Here is an 18,726-nt window from a genome sequence, read left to right on the forward strand (position 1 = left end):
GCTCGCGGCTGGTGAAGGGGGTGTTTCAGTTGGGCGGGGATGTATCGGCGCTGGTGCCTCCGCTGGTGGTGGAGCGGCTGAAGGCGAAGGTTCCGAGCCGGGTTTAGGTGGTACCCCCCCTCCCCCTATTAAGTACTCAAAGTCCTTTGAACATTGGACTTAGGTTCGGACTACCCTCCTTCGAAACGCAGGCCTCTTCGGGAAGGACAAACAAGAGGAGGGCTGCTTTGTGGGGGTTTTTGTCAAGGGTGAGGGAGTGGTTTCCGGACGTCGAGTGCGAGATCATAAGGAAGAGGGGGAATGGATGATGCCGGAGCCGAGTGTGGATTTGGGGCAGGGTGAGAAGGTCGAGACGGAATCGTGTGACACGACGAAGTTGGATGAGCAGGTGTGGGCGTCGGCAGGAGGGTGTGGCCCGGCGATCGATTCGGCAGAGGCCTGGACGCGGATGGGGGACACCTGCTGCGGGGATGAGGTTGAGGAGCGGTGAGGCTGTCGAGGGTGTCTGTGCGGGACGCAGATTCCCTTCGGGAGTGACAAACAAATGGGGGCGGAATGGGCGCAGATTCGGTTCGGGAATAACAACAAAAAGATGGGATGACGTGAGGAAAGAGAATTTGGTATACGGTGTAGACTTTTTGTGATCGATGGTATACGCTGTATACATGACTGAGAGTGCCACCGCTCTGAAGATTGCCCGAGCTGCCCGCCGGTTGCTGGATGCGGAGGGGGCGGATGCGGTGACGATGCGGCGGGTCGCCAAGGCGGTGGGGATTACGCCGATGGCTCTCTATCGGCACTACAAGGACCGCGAAGGGTTGCTGAATGCGCTGGCGGATGAGGGATTCGAGGAGCTGGCGGCGCGGCTGAATGGCGCGACGGTTTCGGGCGGCGTCGACGAGCGGCTGGGGCAGTTGGGGGATGTGTATCTGGATCATGCTCTGGAGCATCCTCGCCTGTTTGAGCTGATGTTTCTGAAGCCGAGGCCGGGGGCGCGGCGGTATCCGGAGGACTTCAGGGCAGGGCTTTCGCCGACGGCGAACCCGGCGGCGGCGGTGATCTGCGAGGGCATGGAGAGCGGGTACTTTCGGCCTGGAGATGCGTGGGAGATCACGTTTGAGGTGGGGGCGCTCATTCAGGGGTTGATTCTGCTGTATCTCGGCGGACGCATGAGCTTTTCGGCTGAGGAGTTTCGCGCGTTTTATCAGCGGGCTTTGAGGAGATATGTCGATGGCATACGCAGTTAGCTCCGGGCGATGGCCCCACCTGAAGTCCCACCTTCGGCGCGATGATGCCGCGCCGAAGATGGGGCACCGAGGTTCGTCGTTTCGGTTAGTGGTGTTTGCGGTTGCGGCGGTTGTTCTGATGGCGGCGATGGTGTGGTTTGGCGATGGGCTGGACCCGTGGTGGCCGCTGATGTGGTTCGCGCCGCTGCCGGTGATGGTGATTGCGGTGCGCAGCGGGTGGCGGGCGGCGGCTGTGGTGTCGTTTCTGGGGATGTTGCTGGGCAGCTTCAGCATGTGGCACTACTTCAGGGCGATGGGGCTGCCGGTGCTGTTGTGGTTTGGGCTTTATGGGACGGCCTCGGTGGTGTTTATGGCGGGCGTGCTGCTGTTTCGCGCGTTGGTGCTGCGCGGCAGGGCATGGGCTGGGGTGGTGTCGCTGCCGGCGTTGATGGTCGGTTTTGAGTACGTGCGGAACATCGCGTTGCCGCATGGGACGGCGGGGAGCCTGGCTTATACGCAACTGCACTTTCTGCCGTTTCTGCAGCTTGCTTCGATCACAGGTCCGTGGGGGATGAGCTTTGTGCTGCTGCTGTTTCCGTCGGCGCTGGCTGCGGGGTTTGCGTTGCGGACGAGCGCGATGCGGCAGGCTGCGTGGATTGTTGGCGGGGTGCTGGGCCTGATTGCGGCGGTGCTGCTCTTTGGCGCGGTGCGGCTGGCGCGGCCCGCGGGGGAGATGGTGCGGGTGGGGTTGATTGCTTCGGACGCTCCGGGCAACGCGCGTCCCACGGGACGAGTGGAGGATACGGAGCGGCTGCTCAACGACTATGCGGCGGTGGCGGAGAGGCTTGTGGCCGATGGGGCGCAGGTTGTTGTCATACCGGAGAAGCTGGGCGTGATGCCGGAGGTTGACGCGGGGAAGATTGACGCGATCTTTCAGCCGCTGGCCGACCGGACCGGTGCGACGATCGTTGCGGGCGTGGAGCGCGACACGGCGAGCGCGAAGTACAACGAGGCGCGGGTGTATGAGCCGAAGTCTGCGGTGAGGACGTATGACAAGCACCATATGCTGCCGCCGTTTGAGTCGTACCTGACGCCGGGGACGACGTTGACGGTGCTGAAGAAGAATGCCGCGCGATGGGGTATTGGGATTTGCAAGGACATGGACTTCACGGGGCTCTCGCGTAAGGACGGGCTGGCGGGCGTGGGGTTGATGCTGGTTCCGGCGTGGGACTTTGACATGGACCGGACGTGGCATGGGCATATCGCGGTGATGCGCGGGGTGGAGAGCGGCTTCAGCATTGCGCGGGCGGCGAAGTTCGGCTACCTGACGGTGAGCGACAGCAGAGGACGCATCGTTGCGGAGACGCGGAGCGATGCGGCTCCGTTTGCGACGCTGATGGCAGAGGTGTCGGCGGCGCATCATCGGACGTTTTTTCTGGTGGCGGGGGATTGGTTTGTGGTGGTTGCGGTGGTGTTGGTGGTGTGGGTGCTGGTGGAACTGGATCGGGTGCGCAGGCGGCTTGCGGGTTAAGGGAGCGAAGAACAAAATGCGGGGATTCTTCCCATTCGACTTCGCTCAGGGCAGACTGCTGCGCTCAGAATGACAAACGGAAAGCTAGATTGGTTGGCGCGTGAGACGGGTCATGGGCGTTTTCGCGGTGGGCGAGAGGGCTGTATGCTGCTGGGGGTCCTTTGAGGAGTGAATGGGATGAGGCGAATGAGCGGGCTTCGTGCGGCGGTTGTGTGCGCGATGGGTGTCTGGATGTGTGGTGCGGCGGTTGGGCAGCAGGCAGCGCGTCGGGTGGCGATTACGTTTGACGATCTGCCGGGGACGAATTCGGCCACGATGAATGCGGCGGATATTGTGGCGATGAATACGGAGTTGGTGGGGGACCTGAGCGCGGCGAAGATTCCGGCGATTGGGTTTGTGAATGAGCAGAGGCTGTATCACTTCGGCGAGGTGGATGAGCGGATTCATGCGCTGGATCTGTGGCCCGCGGCTGGGTTCGACCTGGGGAACCATAGCTTCAGCCATGCTTCGTTGAACCATATGCCGCTGGCGGAGTGGGAGCTGGATGTCGAGCGCGGTGAGACGGTGACGCGGATGCTGCTCGATGAGCACCATAAGACGCTGAAGTACTTTCGCTATCCGTATCTGGATATGGGACCGGACCTGATGACGATGCGCAAGGCGGAGGAGTTTCTGGCGCAGCGCGGGTACAGGATTGCTCCGGTGACGCTGGATGCGTGGGACTGGTACTTTGCGCAGGTGTACGGTGACGCGCGCAGCAGGAAGGACACGGCTCTGGAGCAGCGGGTGGTGGCGAGCTGGCTCGATCACAGCGCGGCGATGTTCGATTACTACGAGAAGAAGTCGCGGGCGCTGTTTGGGCATGAGCCGGCGGAGGTGTTGCTGGCGCATGATACGTGGCTGGAGGCGGAACATCTGCCGGAGTTGATTGCGCTGTTGAGGAAGCGGGGCTATACGTTCATCTCGCTGGACGAGGCGCTGGAGGACCAGGCTTATGGTTCGACGGATACGTATGTGTCGGATGTGGGGCTGACATCGATAGATCACTGGGCGGTGGAGCGCGGGCGGCCGGAGGCGGCGGGGGTGAAGCCCGAGATCGATGAGTGGGTGCAGGAGAAGTACAAGGCGCTGGCGGCGACGAAGACGCTGCCTTGAGGGGGGCTCCAGGGTGGATGGTGCAGCTAGGGAAGCTGGCTGGCGGAGTGGGTCGATTTCCGTCCATGTGCATGAGGCTGCGCATGGATGGGCGTTCGGCAGGATTCCGTGCCGCGGCAAGCAAAATGCGGGGATTCTTCGCTGCGCTCAGAATGACAATACGAAAGCGGTTGTCGATTCCCGCCCATGTGCGTGAGGCTGCGCATGGATGGCGTTCGGCAGGATTCCGTGCCGCGGCAGGCAAAATACGGGGATTCTTCCCATTCGACTTCGCTCAGGGCAGACTGCTGCGCTCAGAATGACAATACGAAAGCGGTTGTCGATTTCCGTCCATGTGCATGAGGCTGCGCATGAATGGGGCACTTGCGAAACGCAGATTCCCTTCGGGAATGACAACAAAAATGGAATGACAACAAAGAGTGGAATGACAACAAGGGGTGGAATGGCAACAAAGGGTGGAATGACAACAAGGGGTGGAATGGCCTCGTTTTGAGGGCTCGTTAACCGAGGGCTGCGGTCATTCGTTGATTGTGCAGAACGGCTTCAGGCTGCTTTGGGTAAGGGGAGAACATGCGCAATCGACGCCATGGTGTTTTAGGGATGTTTTTGACAGCAGTACTTTCTGCTGGATTGTTGGCTGGTTTGGCAGTGGCTCAACCGAAGCCGAGGACGGGGGCCACGACGGCTCCGGCGGCGAATGATCAGGACTTTGGGGAGACGCAGAAGGAGCTGATTCGGCTGCTGAGGATGAGCCCGACGCTGACGACGGTCGTGGCGCGCGACCCTTCTCTGCTGGCGAATCAGGAGTATGTGAGCCGCAACAATCCGCAGCTTGCGCAGTTTCTTGCGGGACATCCGGAGATTGTGCGCAATCCGGATTTCTACCTGTTCACGCGGACACGGTGGAGAGGCGGGCCTGACCAGGCACTGGAGCGGGCGGTTTGGCCTGAGTTTGCGAGGAATTCTGACAGTATCCCGGCGCAGATGTTTCTGCACGAACTTGGCCCCTTTATTGTCTTTCTATCCATTCTGTGTGCCTTGATCTGGTTGATTCATCTGTTTCTGGAGAACCGGCGCTGGACGCGGATCTTCAAGCTGCAGACGGATGTTCACAACAAGCTGATTGACCGGTTCGGATCGAACCAGGAGCTGCTGACGTATATGAATACGGATGCGGGCAAGCGGTTTCTGGAGGCTGCGCCGATTCCGGTGGAGTTTGAGCAGACGCAGAAGATGCCGGGCGGAGTGGCGAGAATTTTGACTCCGCTACAGATTGGAATTGTGCTGACTCTGCTGGGGATTGGGTTCCTCTTCCTGCGCCACGCGGAGGCGGATCTGGAGATTCCGCTGCTGGTGCTGGGGACGGCGATTCTGATGCCGGGGATTGGTTTTATTCTTTCGGCGGCAGTGACGTGGGTGCTGGCCGGGCGGCTGGGGTTGATGCCGGAGAAGGCGATTGAAACGCGGGCTTTGCCCTTCGACCAGGAAGGGAGACAATGAGTGAGACGCAGCCGAGGCCGTTCAAGGGAGAATCCGCATGATGCCGTGGGACTCCGCAATCCCGAGCGTTGGGGCAGTCGATCTGGCGCGGGTAGCTGAAGCGCCGATGGACAGTGATGCGTTCGCCCAATTTTATGAGCGATCATCGCGCTCGCTGTGGGCTTATCTGGCGCGGGTCTCGGGCGATGCGGCGCTGGCGGATGACCTGATGCAGGAGAGCTATGTGCGCCTGCTTTCGGTGACGCTGCCGGAGTCGGGCGAGGTGGCACATCGGAAGTACCTGTTTCGGATTGCGACGAATCTGCTGCGGGACCATTGGCGGCGGCCCGGGACGACCTCGATCGATGAGCTTCCGGAGGAGCTTTTCTCGTCGAGCGATGGGCAGGCCCGGATGGATGCGCAGGCGATGCTGGGACCGGCGCTGATCCAGATGCGTCCGCGCGACCGGCAAATACTTTGGCTGGCACATGCGGAAGGATATTCGCACCGCGAGATCGCCGAGATGACCGGGCTTGGCAGCGCGAGTATCCGGTTGCTGTTGTTTCGCGCGCGGCGGAAGATGGCCGGCCTGCTGCGCGAACAGCCGGTAGCGGAGCGGAGTGCGCCATGACGTTTCACCAGTGTGCGCGGGAGAAAGAGATTGCGGAGCTGCTGCGGCTGGGGCACTGGCCGGATGCGTCGAGTGCCGAGTTGCGCGCGCATGTGGCTGGCTGCCGTGGATGCAGCGATTTTGTGCTGGTGACGCGGACGTTTCGTGCGGTGCAGGAAGCGGCGTTGCCCCGGCGACCGTTTCAGGCAGCCGGTGTGCTGTGGTGGCGGGCGCAACTGCGGCGCCAGAACGCGGCTGTCGAGCGCATCAACAAGCCGATTGTGGGGGCGCAGATTTTTGCGTTGGCAGTCACGATGTTGCTTGGGGTGGGGTTCGCCGTGTTTCAGGCGACGCAAGGGTTTGGCTGGCTTGCATGGTTTGAGGGTTTTGCGCCGTCAGGATCTTACGTCGATGCGCTGCAGTCGTTTGCATCGGCGGTGTCGGGCTGGGGGATTGGGCTTTCGGTTGCAGGGGGTGCTGCGCTTGTGCTGTTGAGCGGGGTGGTGTTGTATCTGGCGACGGACAGGCAATGAGGTTCAGAGAAGTGTTTGGTGTGCGCCATCCATGAGCGGCTTCGTTGCCTATGGATGGGAAGGCACAAACCCAGATCACCCCAAAGCAGCGAACCGCAACTCCAGGCCATCACCATTCGCCTTCACCGCCAAACCTTCGAGCGAATCCGCGACCCAATCTGCCGCGTGCAACTCTTCCCTTGAATGCGTCCCCAGCACACCGAGCACGCGGCATCCCGCGGCGATGCCCGCGCCAACGCCTGACGGAGCATCCTCGATCACAATGCACTCCTCGGGCCTTGCGCCCAGCAAGGCCGCACCACGCCGGTAAGGCTCCGGGTCAGGCTTGCCCCGCTCCACCATATCTCCGCTGATAATCCGCGAAGGCACAGGCAGCCCCGCCACGGCGAGCCGTCCCAGCATCAGCCGCTTTGTTGCTGAGGTGACAATCGCCCATCGCTCCGGCGGCAGGCTTTCGAGCAACGCCTTCACTCCCGGCAGAACTTTCAGGTCTGCCGTGTCTTCGATCTCCATGTCTTCAATCACGCGGAGACCCTCGACCGGATCGATGTCGGGCCTGAGCGACTTCACAATCTCAATCGCACGCATTCCGTGCGGCACTTCGTAATTTTCTGCGTCGGGAATGCCGTATATCTTTGCCCACCGCTTCCAGCACCGCACCACCGAACCGATGGAGCTGATCAGCACTCCATCCATATCGAACAAGATGCCCTTCGTCTCAACCGCAACCAGTTCCGTCAAACAGCACTCCCTTGCAATACAAATCTCTCGGCGGCCGCGAGCACACGCGCCACCGACTCCGTCGAACAGCTCTCGGAATACACCCGCAGCAGCGGCTCCGTTCCCGATGCCCGGAGGAGCAGCCATGTCTCCGCAGCGTTCTTTTTGCCGGCGCAATCGGGATTGTCGAGGAAGAACTTGATCCCGTCCATCGTCTCCATCCGCAGTACCCGCATGCCGGCGATCTCTTTTGGGCCGGCTTTCGCGCGTGCAATCGCCGCTTGCTTCAGATCGTCGTTGATGTGCATGTCGATGCGTCCGTACTGATGCTCGCCGAACTCCTGTTGCAGCGCGGCCACCAGTTGACCCAGCGTTTTCTTCTCATCAGCCATCACGTTGGCAATCAGCAGCGCGTTTAGCATTCCATCGCGCTCCGGCAGGTGGCGGCTGATGCCGATGCCGCCCGACTCCTCGCCGCCAATCAGAATCTCCTGTGCCAGCATCAGCTCGACGACATACTTGAAGCCGATGCCGTGTTCATGCAGCTTGCGCCCGTATTTCGCCGCAATGCGGTCCACCATCTTCGTTGTGTTGAAGGCGCGGGTCACGTCGCCCGGCCACTTCTTCCGTTCGAGCAGCCACCACATCAGCAGGCTCAGAATCTTGTGCGCGTCCACTACGTTGCCATGCTCATCCACTGCGCCGATGCGGTCGGCGTCGCCATCGGTAATCAAGCCCGCATCGCACTTATTGGCAACGACAGCCTCCTGCGCTGCCTTGATGTGCGGCAGGATCGGCTCGGGATTGATTCCGGGAAACGCCGGGTTGATCTCGCTGCGAATCTCGACAAACGGAATGCCCGCGCGCGCAAAGATGCCTGCAATCACTCCACGACCAGCACCGTACATGTCGTCAATCAAAAACCTGTAGCCTGAAGCGCGAATCGCGTCGAGATCGACGAATTTCTCGATCGCTGCGATGTAGCCGGTGTTGAAGTCCACTTCAGCAATCGCGGCAGGCCTGGCGCTCTTCGGCAAAGGCTTGCCGAGATAGCTTTCAATCGCCGTCATGATGGAGGGCTTGCCCGAACCGCCGTAGCTCGCCTTGTACTTCACGCCGTTCCACTCCGCCGGATTGTGGCTTGACGTAATCATCACGCCGCCCGCGGCCTTGCGCTCGCGCACCGCATAGGAGAGCGCAGGAGTAGGGGTAATCTCCCGAGCCAGCGCGACCGGAATCCCCGCGCCCGCCACGACCTCGGCAACCACTTTCGCAAACGACCGCGAGCCAAACCGCGTGTCATAGGCAATGCAGATGCCCGCAGATGCGTCCTCGTGCTTTAGCACATAGTTGGCAATCGCCGACGCGGCGACGCGCACGTTCGCGTAGGTAAAGTCATCCGCGATAATCCCGCGCCATCCGTCCGTCCCGAACTTTACGACCGTCTTCGTCTCTGCCATGCTCCGCATCAGCCTCTAAATTAAATCTTCACGCCCGGCCTTCTTCAACTCGGCGACTACCTTGCCTACGTCCTGCGACCGTTCCCGCGTCGTAATCAGCAGAGCGTCCTTTGTCTGCACCACCACAAGATTTTTGACGCCGACCAGCGCCACTGCCTGTCCCGGCGCATACACGTAGTTCCCGCAGGAATCAATCACCACGTGTGAAGCATCGGCGCCCTCAAAGACATTCGCCACCGCCGGGTCTTCGCAGCCGCAATCGGCCTCGTACTCGTGCAGCGCGTCCCAGCAGCCCAGGTCGTTCCAGCCAAAATCTCCCGGCAGGCAATAAATCTCCGCAGCCAACTCGCCTTTGGCGGAGCGCCGCTCCAGCACCGCATAGTCAATGCTGATCGACTCGCACTTTGGGTACTCCTCGGCGAACACGCGCGCAAAATCAGGCGTCGCGTATGCGGCGGCAATTCGCTCCAGCACCGGAGCCATCGCAGGACAAAACTCACGAATCGCCCCGGCCAGCGTCCGCGCACTCCACAGAAAGATCCCGCCGTTCCACGCATAGTTGCCCGAGGCCACGAACTCTTCGGCGCGTTTCTTGTCAGGCTTCTCGGTAAACCGCCTCACACGCCGCGCGGCAATCCCACCATCGCCGGCTACAACCGCACCGAGTTCGATATAGCCGTAGCCCGTTTCGGCGCGCGTCGGCGGAACACCCAGCACGACTACTTTGTCGCCGCTCGCAGCCACGGTGATCCCCGCGCGAATCACCTCCGCAAACCGCGCCGTATTCTTGACCACATGGTCCGAAGGAAAGATTCCGATCACCGTCTCGGGCGCGGACTTCTCCAGCAGAAACGCCGCCAGGGCACAGGCGGGAGCCGTGTTCCTGGCCGCAGGCTCACTCAAGATCTGAGCGCGCGGAACCGCAGGCAGTTGTTCGGCAATTAGATCAACCAGCAGGTCATTTGTAATCACCCAGACGTCGTCGGCCTTCGCCACCGGCAGCAGCCTGTCGAGCGTCTGCTGAATCATCGTGCGGTCGCCATCGAGCGCCAGCACCTGCTTGGCGCGCGCCTTCCGGCTTCTCGGCCAGAACCGCGTCCCACTTCCGCCTGCAAGAATCACTGGAGCAAACCGCGGCCCCGGCTTACCGCCTTCGATCGCCATACGACTCCATACAAAGGAAAAGACCGCGCCGGAGTGACCCGGTCTGCGGCCTGTCCCTAGAATCAACCTCTAGCCCAGCTTCGCAAAGTATTCCCGCATCCGCTTGACGCCTTCATCAACGACATTGCTCGAGACCGCATACGAGAGCCGGATGTGCTCCGTGGTGCCAAACGCCTCGCCCGGCACCACGACGACATGCGCCTCGCTCAGCAGCTTTGCTGCCAGGTCCGAGGCTGACTTCACACCGCCCTTGCCGATAAACGCGCTTACGTTCGGATACACATAAAACGCGCCCTCCGGCACCGTGCATGTCAGGCCCGGAATCGTCTTGAACCCGGCCAGCACCTGGTCGCGGAGCTTGATGTAGTCGGCGCGGAACTCGGCCACGCACTCCTGCGACCCGCTCATCGCCGCAATCGACGCCCGCTGCACCATGCTCGCCGTGTTCGAGGTGCTCTGCGACTGCAACTTGCTCATCGCCGCGATAATCGGCTTCGGCCCGAGCGCATAGCCTGCGCGCCAGCCGGTCATTGCGTAGGTCTTGGACAACGACCCCAGCACCACTACATGCTCTTTGCAGTCCGTGAACGAGCCGCCGCTGACCGGGTTCCCCGTAAAGTTCAGGTAGACGTAGCACTCATCGAGCAGCACGTAGATGCCGTTCTTATGTGCCAGCCGAACGATTGCTTCCAGGTCCTCCGGCGCAACCACCGCGCCCGAAGGGTTCGAGGGCGAGTTCAAAATGATTGCCTTCGTCCGCGGCGTAATCGCGGCCTCAATCATCTTCGCGGTCACGCGGAAGTTCTCGCGCTCGTCGCTCTCGACGTAGACCACTTTGCCGCCCGCGTACTGAATGATGTCCTTGAACGAGACCCAGTACGGCACCGGCAGAATTACCTCGTCGCCGTGGTCCACGAGCACCTGAATTGCGTTGAACAGCGCCAGTTTGCCGCCGGTCGTAAACACGCACTCGTCCGGCGTGTAGTTCGATCCGAAGTCGCACGCATGGCGGTCCACAACCGCCTTGCGCACCTCGGGGATGCCGGCGACGTTCGTGTAGCGCGTGAAGTTCTTCTCGATGGCCTCAATCGCTGCGTCCTTAATATGACGAGGCGTGGCAAAGTGCGGCTCGCCTGCGCCAAAGTCCGCGAGATCCACGCCCTCGGACTTCAGCTTCAACGCCGCCGCCGTGATGGCCATCGTGGCTGAAACTTCAATGCGGCCAATCCTGTCCGCAAATACCTTGGTAGCTGTTGCTGTTGCGCTCATCCCTCTAGTTTGGCAGATTTGTCCAGCAAGATAAAGAGCGCCCTGCACGCAGTGACCTGTCTGCGCTATTATCTCGGGCTAACAATCCGTAAGACCGGAGGTAAGCCATGGTCGAAGTCTATCTATGGACAGGGTTCCCCGGACACCTCTCGCTCAAAGTCGATGGGGGCAACCCGCCCGGGCCCATGTACCTCAGCCGCTTTCCAGCCACCCAACTTGCCAAACTCGCCGGTACAGGCGTTGATCAGAACTACGCTCAGGACCTTGCCGAGTACGGCACGCCTCACATCGTTCGCTTGTCGAAACTCGATGAGACCGCCGTCAAAAAGGCGGTAACGCTGGCGCAGAAGACCATGTTGTACAGTGTTCCCGCCGCCAACTGCGCGAGCCATGTTAAATTCTGCCTCGATTCAGGGGTCGGAGGCCTGGCTGTCCTCAGTGTGCGGGGCGCGATTGGCTTTGTCATCAGCGACACTCCATGGGGCGTCTACGCCTACGCGCAGAGCCTTCGCACTTTGTACGGTTGAGCCATCTTTTTGCGAAAAGAAGGCGTCGGGTGCTCCATCCTGGCGCGCCTTCATGCACGTGGATGGGTATCTGAAGAGTGGTGGTGAAGACCCACCTTAGCGGGGATGAGGCCGTCGCGAAGGTGGGGCACCCGGGCGTTGGTGCTGGTTGGGAAAGAAGCAGATTCCTTCCCCTTCGACTTCGCTCAGGGTGCGGAATGGAAATGCAAAAGGGCTGGTCTGCTTTGATCAGACGAAAGCTGCGCTGAGCAGGCGTTGTTTTGCTTTTGCGCCGTCGCGGTAGAGGATGACGGGGCGGCGGCCGGGGACTTCTACGGTGGCGTAGCCGTCTGCGACTTTGACGGGTAGCTCGTGGCGGTCGGGTTCGTAGACAGCGAGGGAGATGGCGGCGACCTTCGCGCCGTCCCAGCCTGCGGGGAGTTTGGCGCGGAGTGGGCCTCCGCGGAGCGAGTAGAGGGCGATACGCTCGTCGTCGAGCGGGCAGAAGGTGTTGCCGTCTCGTGCGACTTCGACGCCTTCGAGATGCACGGAGTATTCGCGCGTCTTGTGGTTGACTTCGACGACGGAGCCGCCTTCGAGTTCGAGGGTGGCGCGGTCGCCTTCGCGGTGGAAGCTCTCGATGTGGAGCTGGTGGAGCTTGAACCAGGGGACGTGCGAGAGGTAGAAGACCTCGGCCAACTGGGGGATGGGTGCGTTGAACGGCGGGTCTTCGGAGCCCTGCACGTAGCTGTAGCCGTTGTAGAAGAGCATGGTGAGGACGCGGTCGATGGCGTCGAGCGGGCGGCCCTGCTGTCCCCAGATGGCGCTCTTGCGGTAGATGGCGGACTGGAGCGGGATGGGTTCTCCGCCGAAGGGGCATGGGCCTCCGGACATGCCGTTCTGGAAGAAGCTGACCTTGCCGATGAAGGCGTAGCGGATGAACTCGGAGGTGACATCGACGCCGTGCTGCTTGAAGAGATCGAGCACCTTGTAGCGGGCGTGGAGATTTTTGATGCCGCTGGCGGGATGCTCGGGGGCCCAGTCGTTACGAATGGAGAAGTAGGTGAGGACATCGACGTGGGTGGTGTCCTTGAGCTTGTAGTGGTTGCAGGTGAAGTGGACGCGGTCGGCGCCGGGGCCCTCCATGTACTTGGCCATGCCGAGGACGTAGGAGGACTCGCCTGTCCAGTTGCGGCTGAACCAGAGCTGGCCGTCGGGGCGGCGGGCGATGATGCTGTCGCTCCAGGCGGGACTGCTCTTGTAGGCGTCGTCGTAGTTGTCGGAGAAGGTGACGAGGGCGTTGTACTTTTCGCAGTTCTGCTTGAGCCGGATGAGGTCGTCGTAGGTGCCGAGACGGGCGTCGACCTGGGCGACGGAGGGATAGCCGGTGTCCTTGCCGCGGAACTGCCAGCCCCACATGTGGACGACCTGCGGGGCGTTGTCGATCATGGCGGCGAGCTGGCTGACGCGGTCCTCGAGCTGCTCGAAGGTGCAGACGGGCAGGTGCGGCCGGGGAAGGTCGCAGAGGGTGTTGTGCATGAACTTGTCGTGGTAGTAGCTGCTGGGGATGGCGGGCATCCGCTGGCGGACGAGCTTGGCGGCGTCGAGCCAGTTGACGGCGCGGCTGCTCTCGGGGCTGGTGATGAAGTCGAGACGGCAGGCGGACTTCTGTTCGATGAGCAGGTTGGGCGTGTTGCGGTTGCCGGAGATGCGCGGCGTGCCGGGGCCTTCGTTCATGTCGTAGGAGAGGCTGCCGTTGACGCGGTGGGTCTGGATGGTGCCGAGCGTTGCGCCGCGGCGACTCTGGTTCTCCCAGACGGCGAGGCCGGTGCCGTCCATGTAGGCGCTGGTTTCGAGGATGCAGGCGGCGCGGCTGGTGCCGACCATGACGATGGGGAGCGTGGCGAGAGCGTCTCCCCAGAAGCGGTTGGGGGCGAGATGGCCTGCTTTGGCCTGGCTGAGGATGGCGACGCTGCCGCCGTCTTCCCCGTGGGCGAGCCATGCGCCTTCTTCGTCCGCACCGACGGTGGCGAGGCGGGGAAGCTCGGCCTGGATGAGCTGGTAGCCTTCGTGCTCGGTGATGTCTTCCATGGTGAGGAAGACGGTGGCTCCTTCGACGGCGTAGCGCAGGGTGAAGGTGACGGCGGGTTTTCCGTCCCATGATGCGTGGCACGCAAAATCGGCCTGGGTCGTGGTGGCTTTCGCGGATTCGATGGTGACGTTGATGGGGCGGAACTCCCAGGGCTGGAGTGCGCAGACGATGGCCGTGAGGCCGCCGCCGAGGTCTTCGCCGCGCACGTTGAGTCCGCTTTCGAGGATGCGATAGCGCCAGGGCAGCGCGTCTTTGCGGTCGAGCGTGACTTCGAGCTTTGCGGAACGGAGGATGACAGGGTTCTGGGGCGCGGTGCGCTCGCCGAGGCCAGGGCTGCTGAAGAGATACTTCCAGCGCGGCGAGGCGGAGAATCCGAGCAATCCTGCTCCGCTGAATTTGACGAACTTTCTACGGTCGATACCCTGCATGATTCACCCGCTCCTTTTGCTCCCCGTGTTTATACGCGAGGGGGCGGAGCCTTGCCAAGGAAATTTTCTATGGGCGAAATAAATTTTTCAGGGGTAAAGCTGGCGAAGGTCAGGCGCGGAGTAGCTGCTCAACGCGGTGGAGGTCGGATTCCGTATCGACGCCGATGGTGTCGTGTGGGGTGGGTTCGACATGGATGTGGATGCCGTTTTCGAGGAAGCGCAGTTGTTCGAGGCGCTCGGCGTGTTCGAGCGTGCGGTGCGGCAGGGTGGGGAAGCGTTCGAGCGCGGACTTGCGGTAGGCGTAGAGGCCGAGGTGCTTCCAGTACCTGGGTGTTTCTTCGGGACGTGCGTCGCGGTCGTAGGGGATGGTGGCGCGGGAGAAGTAGAGCGCGCGGCCTTCGGATGTGGTGACGACTTTGACGGCGTTCGGGTTGGCGATGTTTTCGGGCGTGCAGGCGACCTTGAGCGTGGTGACTTCGATGTGGCGGTCGCTGAAGGGCTTGAGGAGTGAGGTGAGATGTTCGGGGCGGAGGAGGGGTTCGTCGCCCTGGATGTTGACGTAGATGTCGGCGTGGATGAGTTGGGCGACGGCGTGGAGGCGGTCCGTGCCGCTGGGAAGGTCGGGCGAGGTGAGCTGGCAGGGCCAGCGATTCTGGCGGCAGAGTGCGGCGACCTCTTCGGAGTCGGTGGCGATGAGGACTTGATTAAGCTGCGGACATTTTTTTGCGGCTTCGTAGACCCAGGCGAGCATGGGTCGGCCGGCGATCTCGCGGAGGACCTTGCGCGGGAGGCGCGTGGAGGCGAGGCGGGCGGGGATGACGCCGAGGACGGTGGGGTTTAGATCAGGCATTTGCTTTTTGAGGGTCTTTCAGGAGTTGTAATGAGTTTTCCAGGCGAAGGCCAGTGCGGCTATGGGCAAAATGCGGGGGTTCCTGGCTGCGCCCAGAATGACCCATCGTCATTGCTCCACGCACCATCTTCGAGCCTCCTATACAGCTTCGTGCGGGAGGCTTTTCGCTCTGCGTGGAATCGAGTATGATTGAGGTTGTGGGTGCCGTAACGGTCGTCCTTTGCTGATGACTGCCTTCCTTGCAGGCACTGGAAATACACACATCGGCGGTGTAGCTCAGATGGTTAGAGCGACGGACTCATAACCCGTAGGTCAGTGGTTCGATTCCACTCACCGCCACCAAAGTGGTATCCGGCGCGGGGTGGCGCAATTCTGGTACGAGAGTATCATTTGACTAGCGGGGTACGTCTAACTGCTGTTGCAGGATACCCGTGGAGACTGGTCTGAACGATGCCTAAATTTTCAAAGATTCTGCTGCTTGCCGTGTCGGTGGTGCTGGTGCTGACAGTGTTTCTGGGTGTGAACTCGCCTGGAGTGAATGCGGCGACTGAGGCGCAGGACGGGGCGTATCGGCAGATCAATGTGTACAGCGAAGTGCTGCGGCATATCCAGACTGACTACGTGACCGAGCCGGACATGACGGCAGTAACGAATGGCGCGTTGCGCGGGCTGCTGGAGTCGCTGGATGCGGACTCGAGCTATCTGTCGCCGGCGGACTATAAGACGTTCAAGGCCGACAAGGGCGGCAGGGCGCAGGTAGGGATCCATGTTTCCAAGCGGTATGGCTATGCGACGGTGGTGTCGGTGGTGCCGGGAAGCCCGGCGGACAAGGCGAACCTGAACGACGGCGACATTCTGGAAGCGATTGATGGGAAGGACACGCGGAATATTTCGCTGGCGATGCTTCGGCTCATGCTTGAGGGCGATGCGGGGAGCCAGTTGACTGTTGCCGTGGTGCGGCCGCAGAGCGCGGTGCCGGACAAGATTTCGATGACGCGCACGATGGTGGAGGAGCCAGCGGTCTCGGAGACGATGTATGAGAATTCGTCGATCCTCTATATCAAACCGGTGATTCTGGACCACGATCACGTGCAGCAGGTGGAAGCGAAGCTGAAGGGAATGCAGCGGGCGGGGAACAAAAAGATCCTGTTGGACCTGCGCGATGTGGCTGCGGGCGATATGCCGGACGCGACGCGACTGGCGAACTTCTTCCTGAAGTCGGGCACGATTGCGATGCTGGAAGGACAGACGGTGTCGAAGCAGACCTTTACCGCTGACTCGTCGAAGGCGATCAATGCCACGGCGCCGATGGTGGTGCTGGTGAATCGCGGCACGTCGGGGCCGGGTGAGTTGGTGGCCGGCGCTCTGTTGGACAACAATCGCGCGGAGCTGGTGGGCGAGCGGACCTTCGGCGAAGGTGCGCAGCAGAAGACATTCGAGATGCCGGATGGCGCGGCGCTGATTCTAACGGTGGCGAAGTATGAGACGCCTTCGGGGAAGAAGCTACAGGATGACGCGGTGACACCTGAGGTGCTGGTGGCGTCGAGTCCGGACGATTCGGACAATGCGACGAAGCCGGGTGTCTCGGTGGATGACCAGCTCAATAAGGCGTTGGATATTCTGAAGGGCAAGAATTCGTAGGGACTTTTCCCCGATGGATATGGTTGGGTGCTGTCTGCGTGTACGGGTGGCGACACGTGAAGCTTTTGTGAGCGAGAGAGAAATACGGGGGTCTCTCCACTGCGGCGGCAAAAAGCGCCGCCTTCGGTCGAGATGACGTGGTTTGGTGATGCGGCAAAAGGCGTTGCCTCTGGCGAGATGACGTGGCTTTGTGGCGTCGTGAAGGGGCTCCTTTCGACTGCTGTTTGACGTGCTGAAAAGCATGCAATGACCGCGCAATCGTGCATGCTATCGTGAAGATGTTGTGCTGAGCATCTACACCCGCGAAGACAAGTCTCCGGAGGCCAAGGGCGAGCCGCGATGGAGGCAGCTTGTTCGCAGGCTCGTGAATGGGCCGGACTATCCGAACCGTCGGATTGCGCGACGGATTACGTTCTTTGTGCTGTTGGGGCTTTCGGCTGTCTTTGGCGCGCTGTGCGGGCTGGTGCTGGTGTACTCGGTTGACCTGCCGCAGATGGATGATCTGGCGCGGTATCGTCCGAGCACGACGACGGAGCTGGAGGACATTCACGGCAAGGTGTTTGGGTCGTTCGCGCTGGAGCGGCGGGTGGTGGAGCCTTATTCGGCGTTTCCGCCGGTGCTGCGCGAGGCGATCATCTCGATTGAGGACAAGAGCTTTGAGAGCAACTGGGGCGTAAACCTGGTGCGCGCGGTGGGCGCGGCATATCGGGATTTGCACTCGGACCAGCGGGCGCAGGGCGCTTCGACGATTACGATGCAACTGGCGCGGAACCTGTTTCTTTCGTCGGAGAAGACATACAGCCGCAAACTGCAGGAGGTCCTGCTGACCATGCAGATTGAGCGGCGGTTTACGAAAGAACAGATCTTTACGATGTATGCGAACCAGATCTATCTGGGGCGCGGGACGTATGGGTTTGAGGCGGGTTCGGAGTATTACTTCAGCAAGCCGGCGAAGAGCTTGACGTTGCCTGAAGCTGCTCTGCTGGCCGCGCTGCCGAAGGGTCCGGAGTACTACTCGCCGGTGCGGTTTCCTGAACGCGCGATGAGGCGGCGGAATCTGGTGCTGAGCGAGATGCTCGAAGACGGGAAGATTACGCGGGCGCAGGCGGATGCGGCGAAGGCTGCGCCGCTGGGGTTGCACATCGAGCCCCCGCCGAACAGCGTTGCGCCGTACTTTGTGGAAGAGGTGAGGCGGCAACTTGAGAAGGAGTACGGCGTCGAAGAGGTGCATGGCGCTGGGCTGCGGGTGTATACGACGCTCGATCTGAATTTGCAGATGGTTGCCAACCAGGCGGTGCTTGATGGCACGGCCGCGTATGAGCGTCGGCGCGGGTGGCAGGGCAAACTGGAGAACATCGTGCTGGAGGGGCTGGACCCGGCGACGTATCGGCATCCGGATTGGGCGCAGACGATTGGCAAGGGGAATTATGTCCACGGACTGGTGACGGAGGTTGCGGCGAAGCGCGTGGTGGTGAAGTTGGGCAGGCAGCAGGCGGTACTGACTCCGGTGGACTGGAAGTGGACCGGGAATGTGGACGGTGACAGCTTTTTGCGCCTGGGCGATGTTGTGTATGTGAAGGTGGAGGACGTGCTGCCGGATGGCACGTTGAAGTGTTCGTTGCAGCAGGACTCGGGCGCGCAGGCTGCGTTGATGGCGGTGGACAACGCGAGCGGCGAGGTGCTGGCGATGGTGGGCGGGCGCGACTTTGCGCTGTCGCAGTTCAACCGCGCGACGCAGGCCCAGCGGCAGGTGGGCTCGTCGTTCAAGCCGTATGTGTATACGACGGCATTCGAGGCTGGGGCACAGCCGACGGACATCATCGTGGATGGGCCGGTCACGTTTCCGACGCCGGGCGGACCTTATACGCCGCATAACTATGAGGGCGACTACAGGGGGGCGATGACGCTGACGAATGCGTTTGCCGAGTCGAGAAACATTCCGGCGCTGAAGCTGGCCTACCGGTATGGCATCCGCAGGGTGATCGAGACGGCGCGACGGTTCGGGATTACGAGCGACCTGCCGCCGTTTCTTCCGGTGGCGATTGGCGCGGCGGACATCTCG

At 61.5% G+C, this 18,726-nt stretch carries 16 protein-coding genes and 1 tRNA gene; 11 read left to right on the forward strand and 6 right to left on the reverse strand.

Translation table 11 applies throughout. From position 1 onward, the window contains the following. Nucleotides 1-304 precede the first annotated feature (304 nt). From VFU66_RS15100 to VFU66_RS15130, 7 genes are all read left to right on the forward strand, one after another. Nucleotides 305-490 carry a hypothetical protein gene (locus VFU66_RS15100; protein WP_326447097.1) on the forward strand — a complete coding sequence of 62 codons (186 nt, stop codon included), beginning with the start codon at nt 305-307 and terminating at the stop codon, nt 488-490. 175 nt (nt 491-665) lie between these two features. After that, complete coding sequence (locus tag VFU66_RS15105; protein ID WP_326447098.1) at nt 666-1,247, forward strand: TetR/AcrR family transcriptional regulator; 582 nt, start codon at nt 666-668, stop codon at nt 1,245-1,247. Beyond that, nucleotides 1,231-2,757 (forward strand): nitrilase-related carbon-nitrogen hydrolase, encoded by a 1,527-nt coding sequence (locus VFU66_RS15110; protein WP_326447099.1) that lies wholly within the window; start codon nt 1,231-1,233, stop codon nt 2,755-2,757. Before VFU66_RS15105 ends, VFU66_RS15110 begins: the two co-directional genes overlap by 17 nt. 186 nt (nt 2,758-2,943) lie before the next feature. Continuing rightward, a complete protein-coding gene (locus VFU66_RS15115) occupies nt 2,944-3,912 on the forward strand; it encodes a polysaccharide deacetylase family protein (protein WP_326447100.1) in 969 nt (322 codons plus the stop codon). Between the two features lie 642 nt (nt 3,913-4,554). Continuing rightward, on the forward strand, nt 4,555-5,412 hold the full coding sequence (locus tag VFU66_RS15120; RefSeq protein ID WP_326447101.1) for a hypothetical protein: 858 nt from the start codon (nt 4,555-4,557) through the stop codon (nt 5,410-5,412). Nucleotides 5,413-5,449: 37 nt separating this feature from the next. Next, nucleotides 5,450-6,022, forward strand: coding sequence for an RNA polymerase sigma factor (locus VFU66_RS15125; protein WP_326447102.1), 573 nt, complete (start codon nt 5,450-5,452; stop codon nt 6,020-6,022). Continuing rightward, a complete protein-coding gene (locus VFU66_RS15130) occupies nt 6,019-6,534 on the forward strand; it encodes a hypothetical protein (RefSeq protein ID WP_326447103.1) in 516 nt (171 codons plus the stop codon). The genes VFU66_RS15125 and VFU66_RS15130 overlap by 4 nt, the downstream gene beginning before the upstream one ends. A 75-nt stretch (nt 6,535-6,609) precedes the next feature. On the opposite strand, the gene VFU66_RS15135 is transcribed toward VFU66_RS15130, so the two are convergent. From VFU66_RS15135 to VFU66_RS15150, 4 genes are all read right to left on the reverse strand, one after another. Further along, complete coding sequence (locus VFU66_RS15135) at nt 6,610-7,275, reverse strand: HAD-IA family hydrolase (protein ID WP_326447104.1); 666 nt, start codon at nt 7,273-7,275, stop codon at nt 6,610-6,612. Beyond that, nucleotides 7,272-8,714: a phosphoglucomutase/phosphomannomutase family protein gene (locus tag VFU66_RS15140; protein ID WP_326447105.1), complete on the reverse strand. Its 1,443-nt coding sequence runs from the start codon at nt 8,712-8,714 to the stop codon at nt 7,272-7,274. The genes VFU66_RS15135 and VFU66_RS15140 overlap by 4 nt, the downstream gene beginning before the upstream one ends. A 15-nt stretch (nt 8,715-8,729) precedes the next feature. Next, entirely contained in the window at nt 8,730-9,878 is a 1,149-nt protein-coding gene (locus tag VFU66_RS15145; protein WP_326447106.1) for a mannose-1-phosphate guanylyltransferase, read from the reverse strand. Between the two features lie 69 nt (nt 9,879-9,947). Next, nucleotides 9,948-11,147, reverse strand: a complete 1,200-nt coding sequence (locus VFU66_RS15150) for a pyridoxal phosphate-dependent aminotransferase (RefSeq protein ID WP_326447107.1) — start codon at nt 11,145-11,147, stop codon at nt 9,948-9,950. 107 nt (nt 11,148-11,254) lie between these two features. Here VFU66_RS15150 and VFU66_RS15155 point away from each other — a divergent pair, with 107 nt between their 5' ends. Next, nucleotides 11,255-11,674 carry a hypothetical protein gene (locus VFU66_RS15155; protein ID WP_326447108.1) on the forward strand — a complete coding sequence of 140 codons (420 nt, stop codon included), beginning with the start codon at nt 11,255-11,257 and terminating at the stop codon, nt 11,672-11,674. A 228-nt stretch (nt 11,675-11,902) separates the two neighbouring features. On the opposite strand, the gene VFU66_RS15160 is transcribed toward VFU66_RS15155, so the two are convergent. Together VFU66_RS15160 and kdsB are read right to left on the reverse strand one after the other, a co-directional pair. Continuing rightward, entirely contained in the window at nt 11,903-14,173 is a 2,271-nt protein-coding gene (locus VFU66_RS15160; RefSeq protein ID WP_326447109.1) for an endo-alpha-N-acetylgalactosaminidase family protein, read from the reverse strand. Between the two features lie 109 nt (nt 14,174-14,282). Continuing rightward, nucleotides 14,283-15,023 (reverse strand): 3-deoxy-manno-octulosonate cytidylyltransferase, encoded by a 741-nt coding sequence (gene kdsB / locus VFU66_RS15165; protein WP_326447110.1) that lies wholly within the window; start codon nt 15,021-15,023, stop codon nt 14,283-14,285. A gap of 265 nt (nt 15,024-15,288) precedes the next feature. Here kdsB and VFU66_RS15170 point away from each other — a divergent pair. From VFU66_RS15170 to VFU66_RS15180, 3 genes are all read left to right on the forward strand, one after another. Next, nucleotides 15,289-15,365, forward strand: a tRNA-Met gene (locus tag VFU66_RS15170). 108 nt (nt 15,366-15,473) lie between these two features. Beyond that, nucleotides 15,474-16,664 (forward strand): S41 family peptidase, encoded by a 1,191-nt coding sequence (locus tag VFU66_RS15175; protein ID WP_326447111.1) that lies wholly within the window; start codon nt 15,474-15,476, stop codon nt 16,662-16,664. A gap of 283 nt (nt 16,665-16,947) precedes the next feature. Next, the coding region (locus VFU66_RS15180) for a penicillin-binding protein 1A (RefSeq protein ID WP_326447112.1) at nt 16,948-18,726 on the forward strand (1,779 nt) is incomplete at its 3' end.

It is taken from the genome of Edaphobacter sp., from assembly GCF_035763405.1.
Classification (GTDB): domain Bacteria; phylum Acidobacteriota; class Terriglobia; order Terriglobales; family Acidobacteriaceae; genus Edaphobacter.

Coding starts and splice junctions, on each gene's coding strand:
- VFU66_RS15100 (WP_326447097.1), top strand. CDS start 305: ATGATGCCGGAGCCGAGTGTGGATTTGGGGCAGGGTGAGAAGGTCGAG.
- VFU66_RS15105 (WP_326447098.1), top strand. CDS start 666: ATGACTGAGAGTGCCACCGCTCTGAAGATTGCCCGAGCTGCCCGCCGG.
- VFU66_RS15110 (WP_326447099.1), top strand. CDS start 1,231: ATGGCATACGCAGTTAGCTCCGGGCGATGGCCCCACCTGAAGTCCCAC.
- VFU66_RS15115 (WP_326447100.1), top strand. CDS start 2,944: ATGAGCGGGCTTCGTGCGGCGGTTGTGTGCGCGATGGGTGTCTGGATG.
- VFU66_RS15125 (WP_326447102.1), top strand. CDS start 5,450: ATGATGCCGTGGGACTCCGCAATCCCGAGCGTTGGGGCAGTCGATCTG.
- VFU66_RS15130 (WP_326447103.1), top strand. CDS start 6,019: ATGACGTTTCACCAGTGTGCGCGGGAGAAAGAGATTGCGGAGCTGCTG.
- VFU66_RS15140 (WP_326447105.1), bottom strand. CDS start 8,714: ATGGCAGAGACGAAGACGGTCGTAAAGTTCGGGACGGACGGATGGCGC.
- VFU66_RS15145 (WP_326447106.1), bottom strand. CDS start 9,878: ATGGCGATCGAAGGCGGTAAGCCGGGGCCGCGGTTTGCTCCAGTGATT.
- VFU66_RS15150 (WP_326447107.1), bottom strand. CDS start 11,147: ATGAGCGCAACAGCAACAGCTACCAAGGTATTTGCGGACAGGATTGGC.
- VFU66_RS15155 (WP_326447108.1), top strand. CDS start 11,255: ATGGTCGAAGTCTATCTATGGACAGGGTTCCCCGGACACCTCTCGCTC.
- VFU66_RS15160 (WP_326447109.1), bottom strand. CDS start 14,173: ATGCAGGGTATCGACCGTAGAAAGTTCGTCAAATTCAGCGGAGCAGGA.
- kdsB (WP_326447110.1), bottom strand. CDS start 15,023: ATGCCTGATCTAAACCCCACCGTCCTCGGCGTCATCCCCGCCCGCCTC.
- VFU66_RS15175 (WP_326447111.1), top strand. CDS start 15,474: ATGCCTAAATTTTCAAAGATTCTGCTGCTTGCCGTGTCGGTGGTGCTG.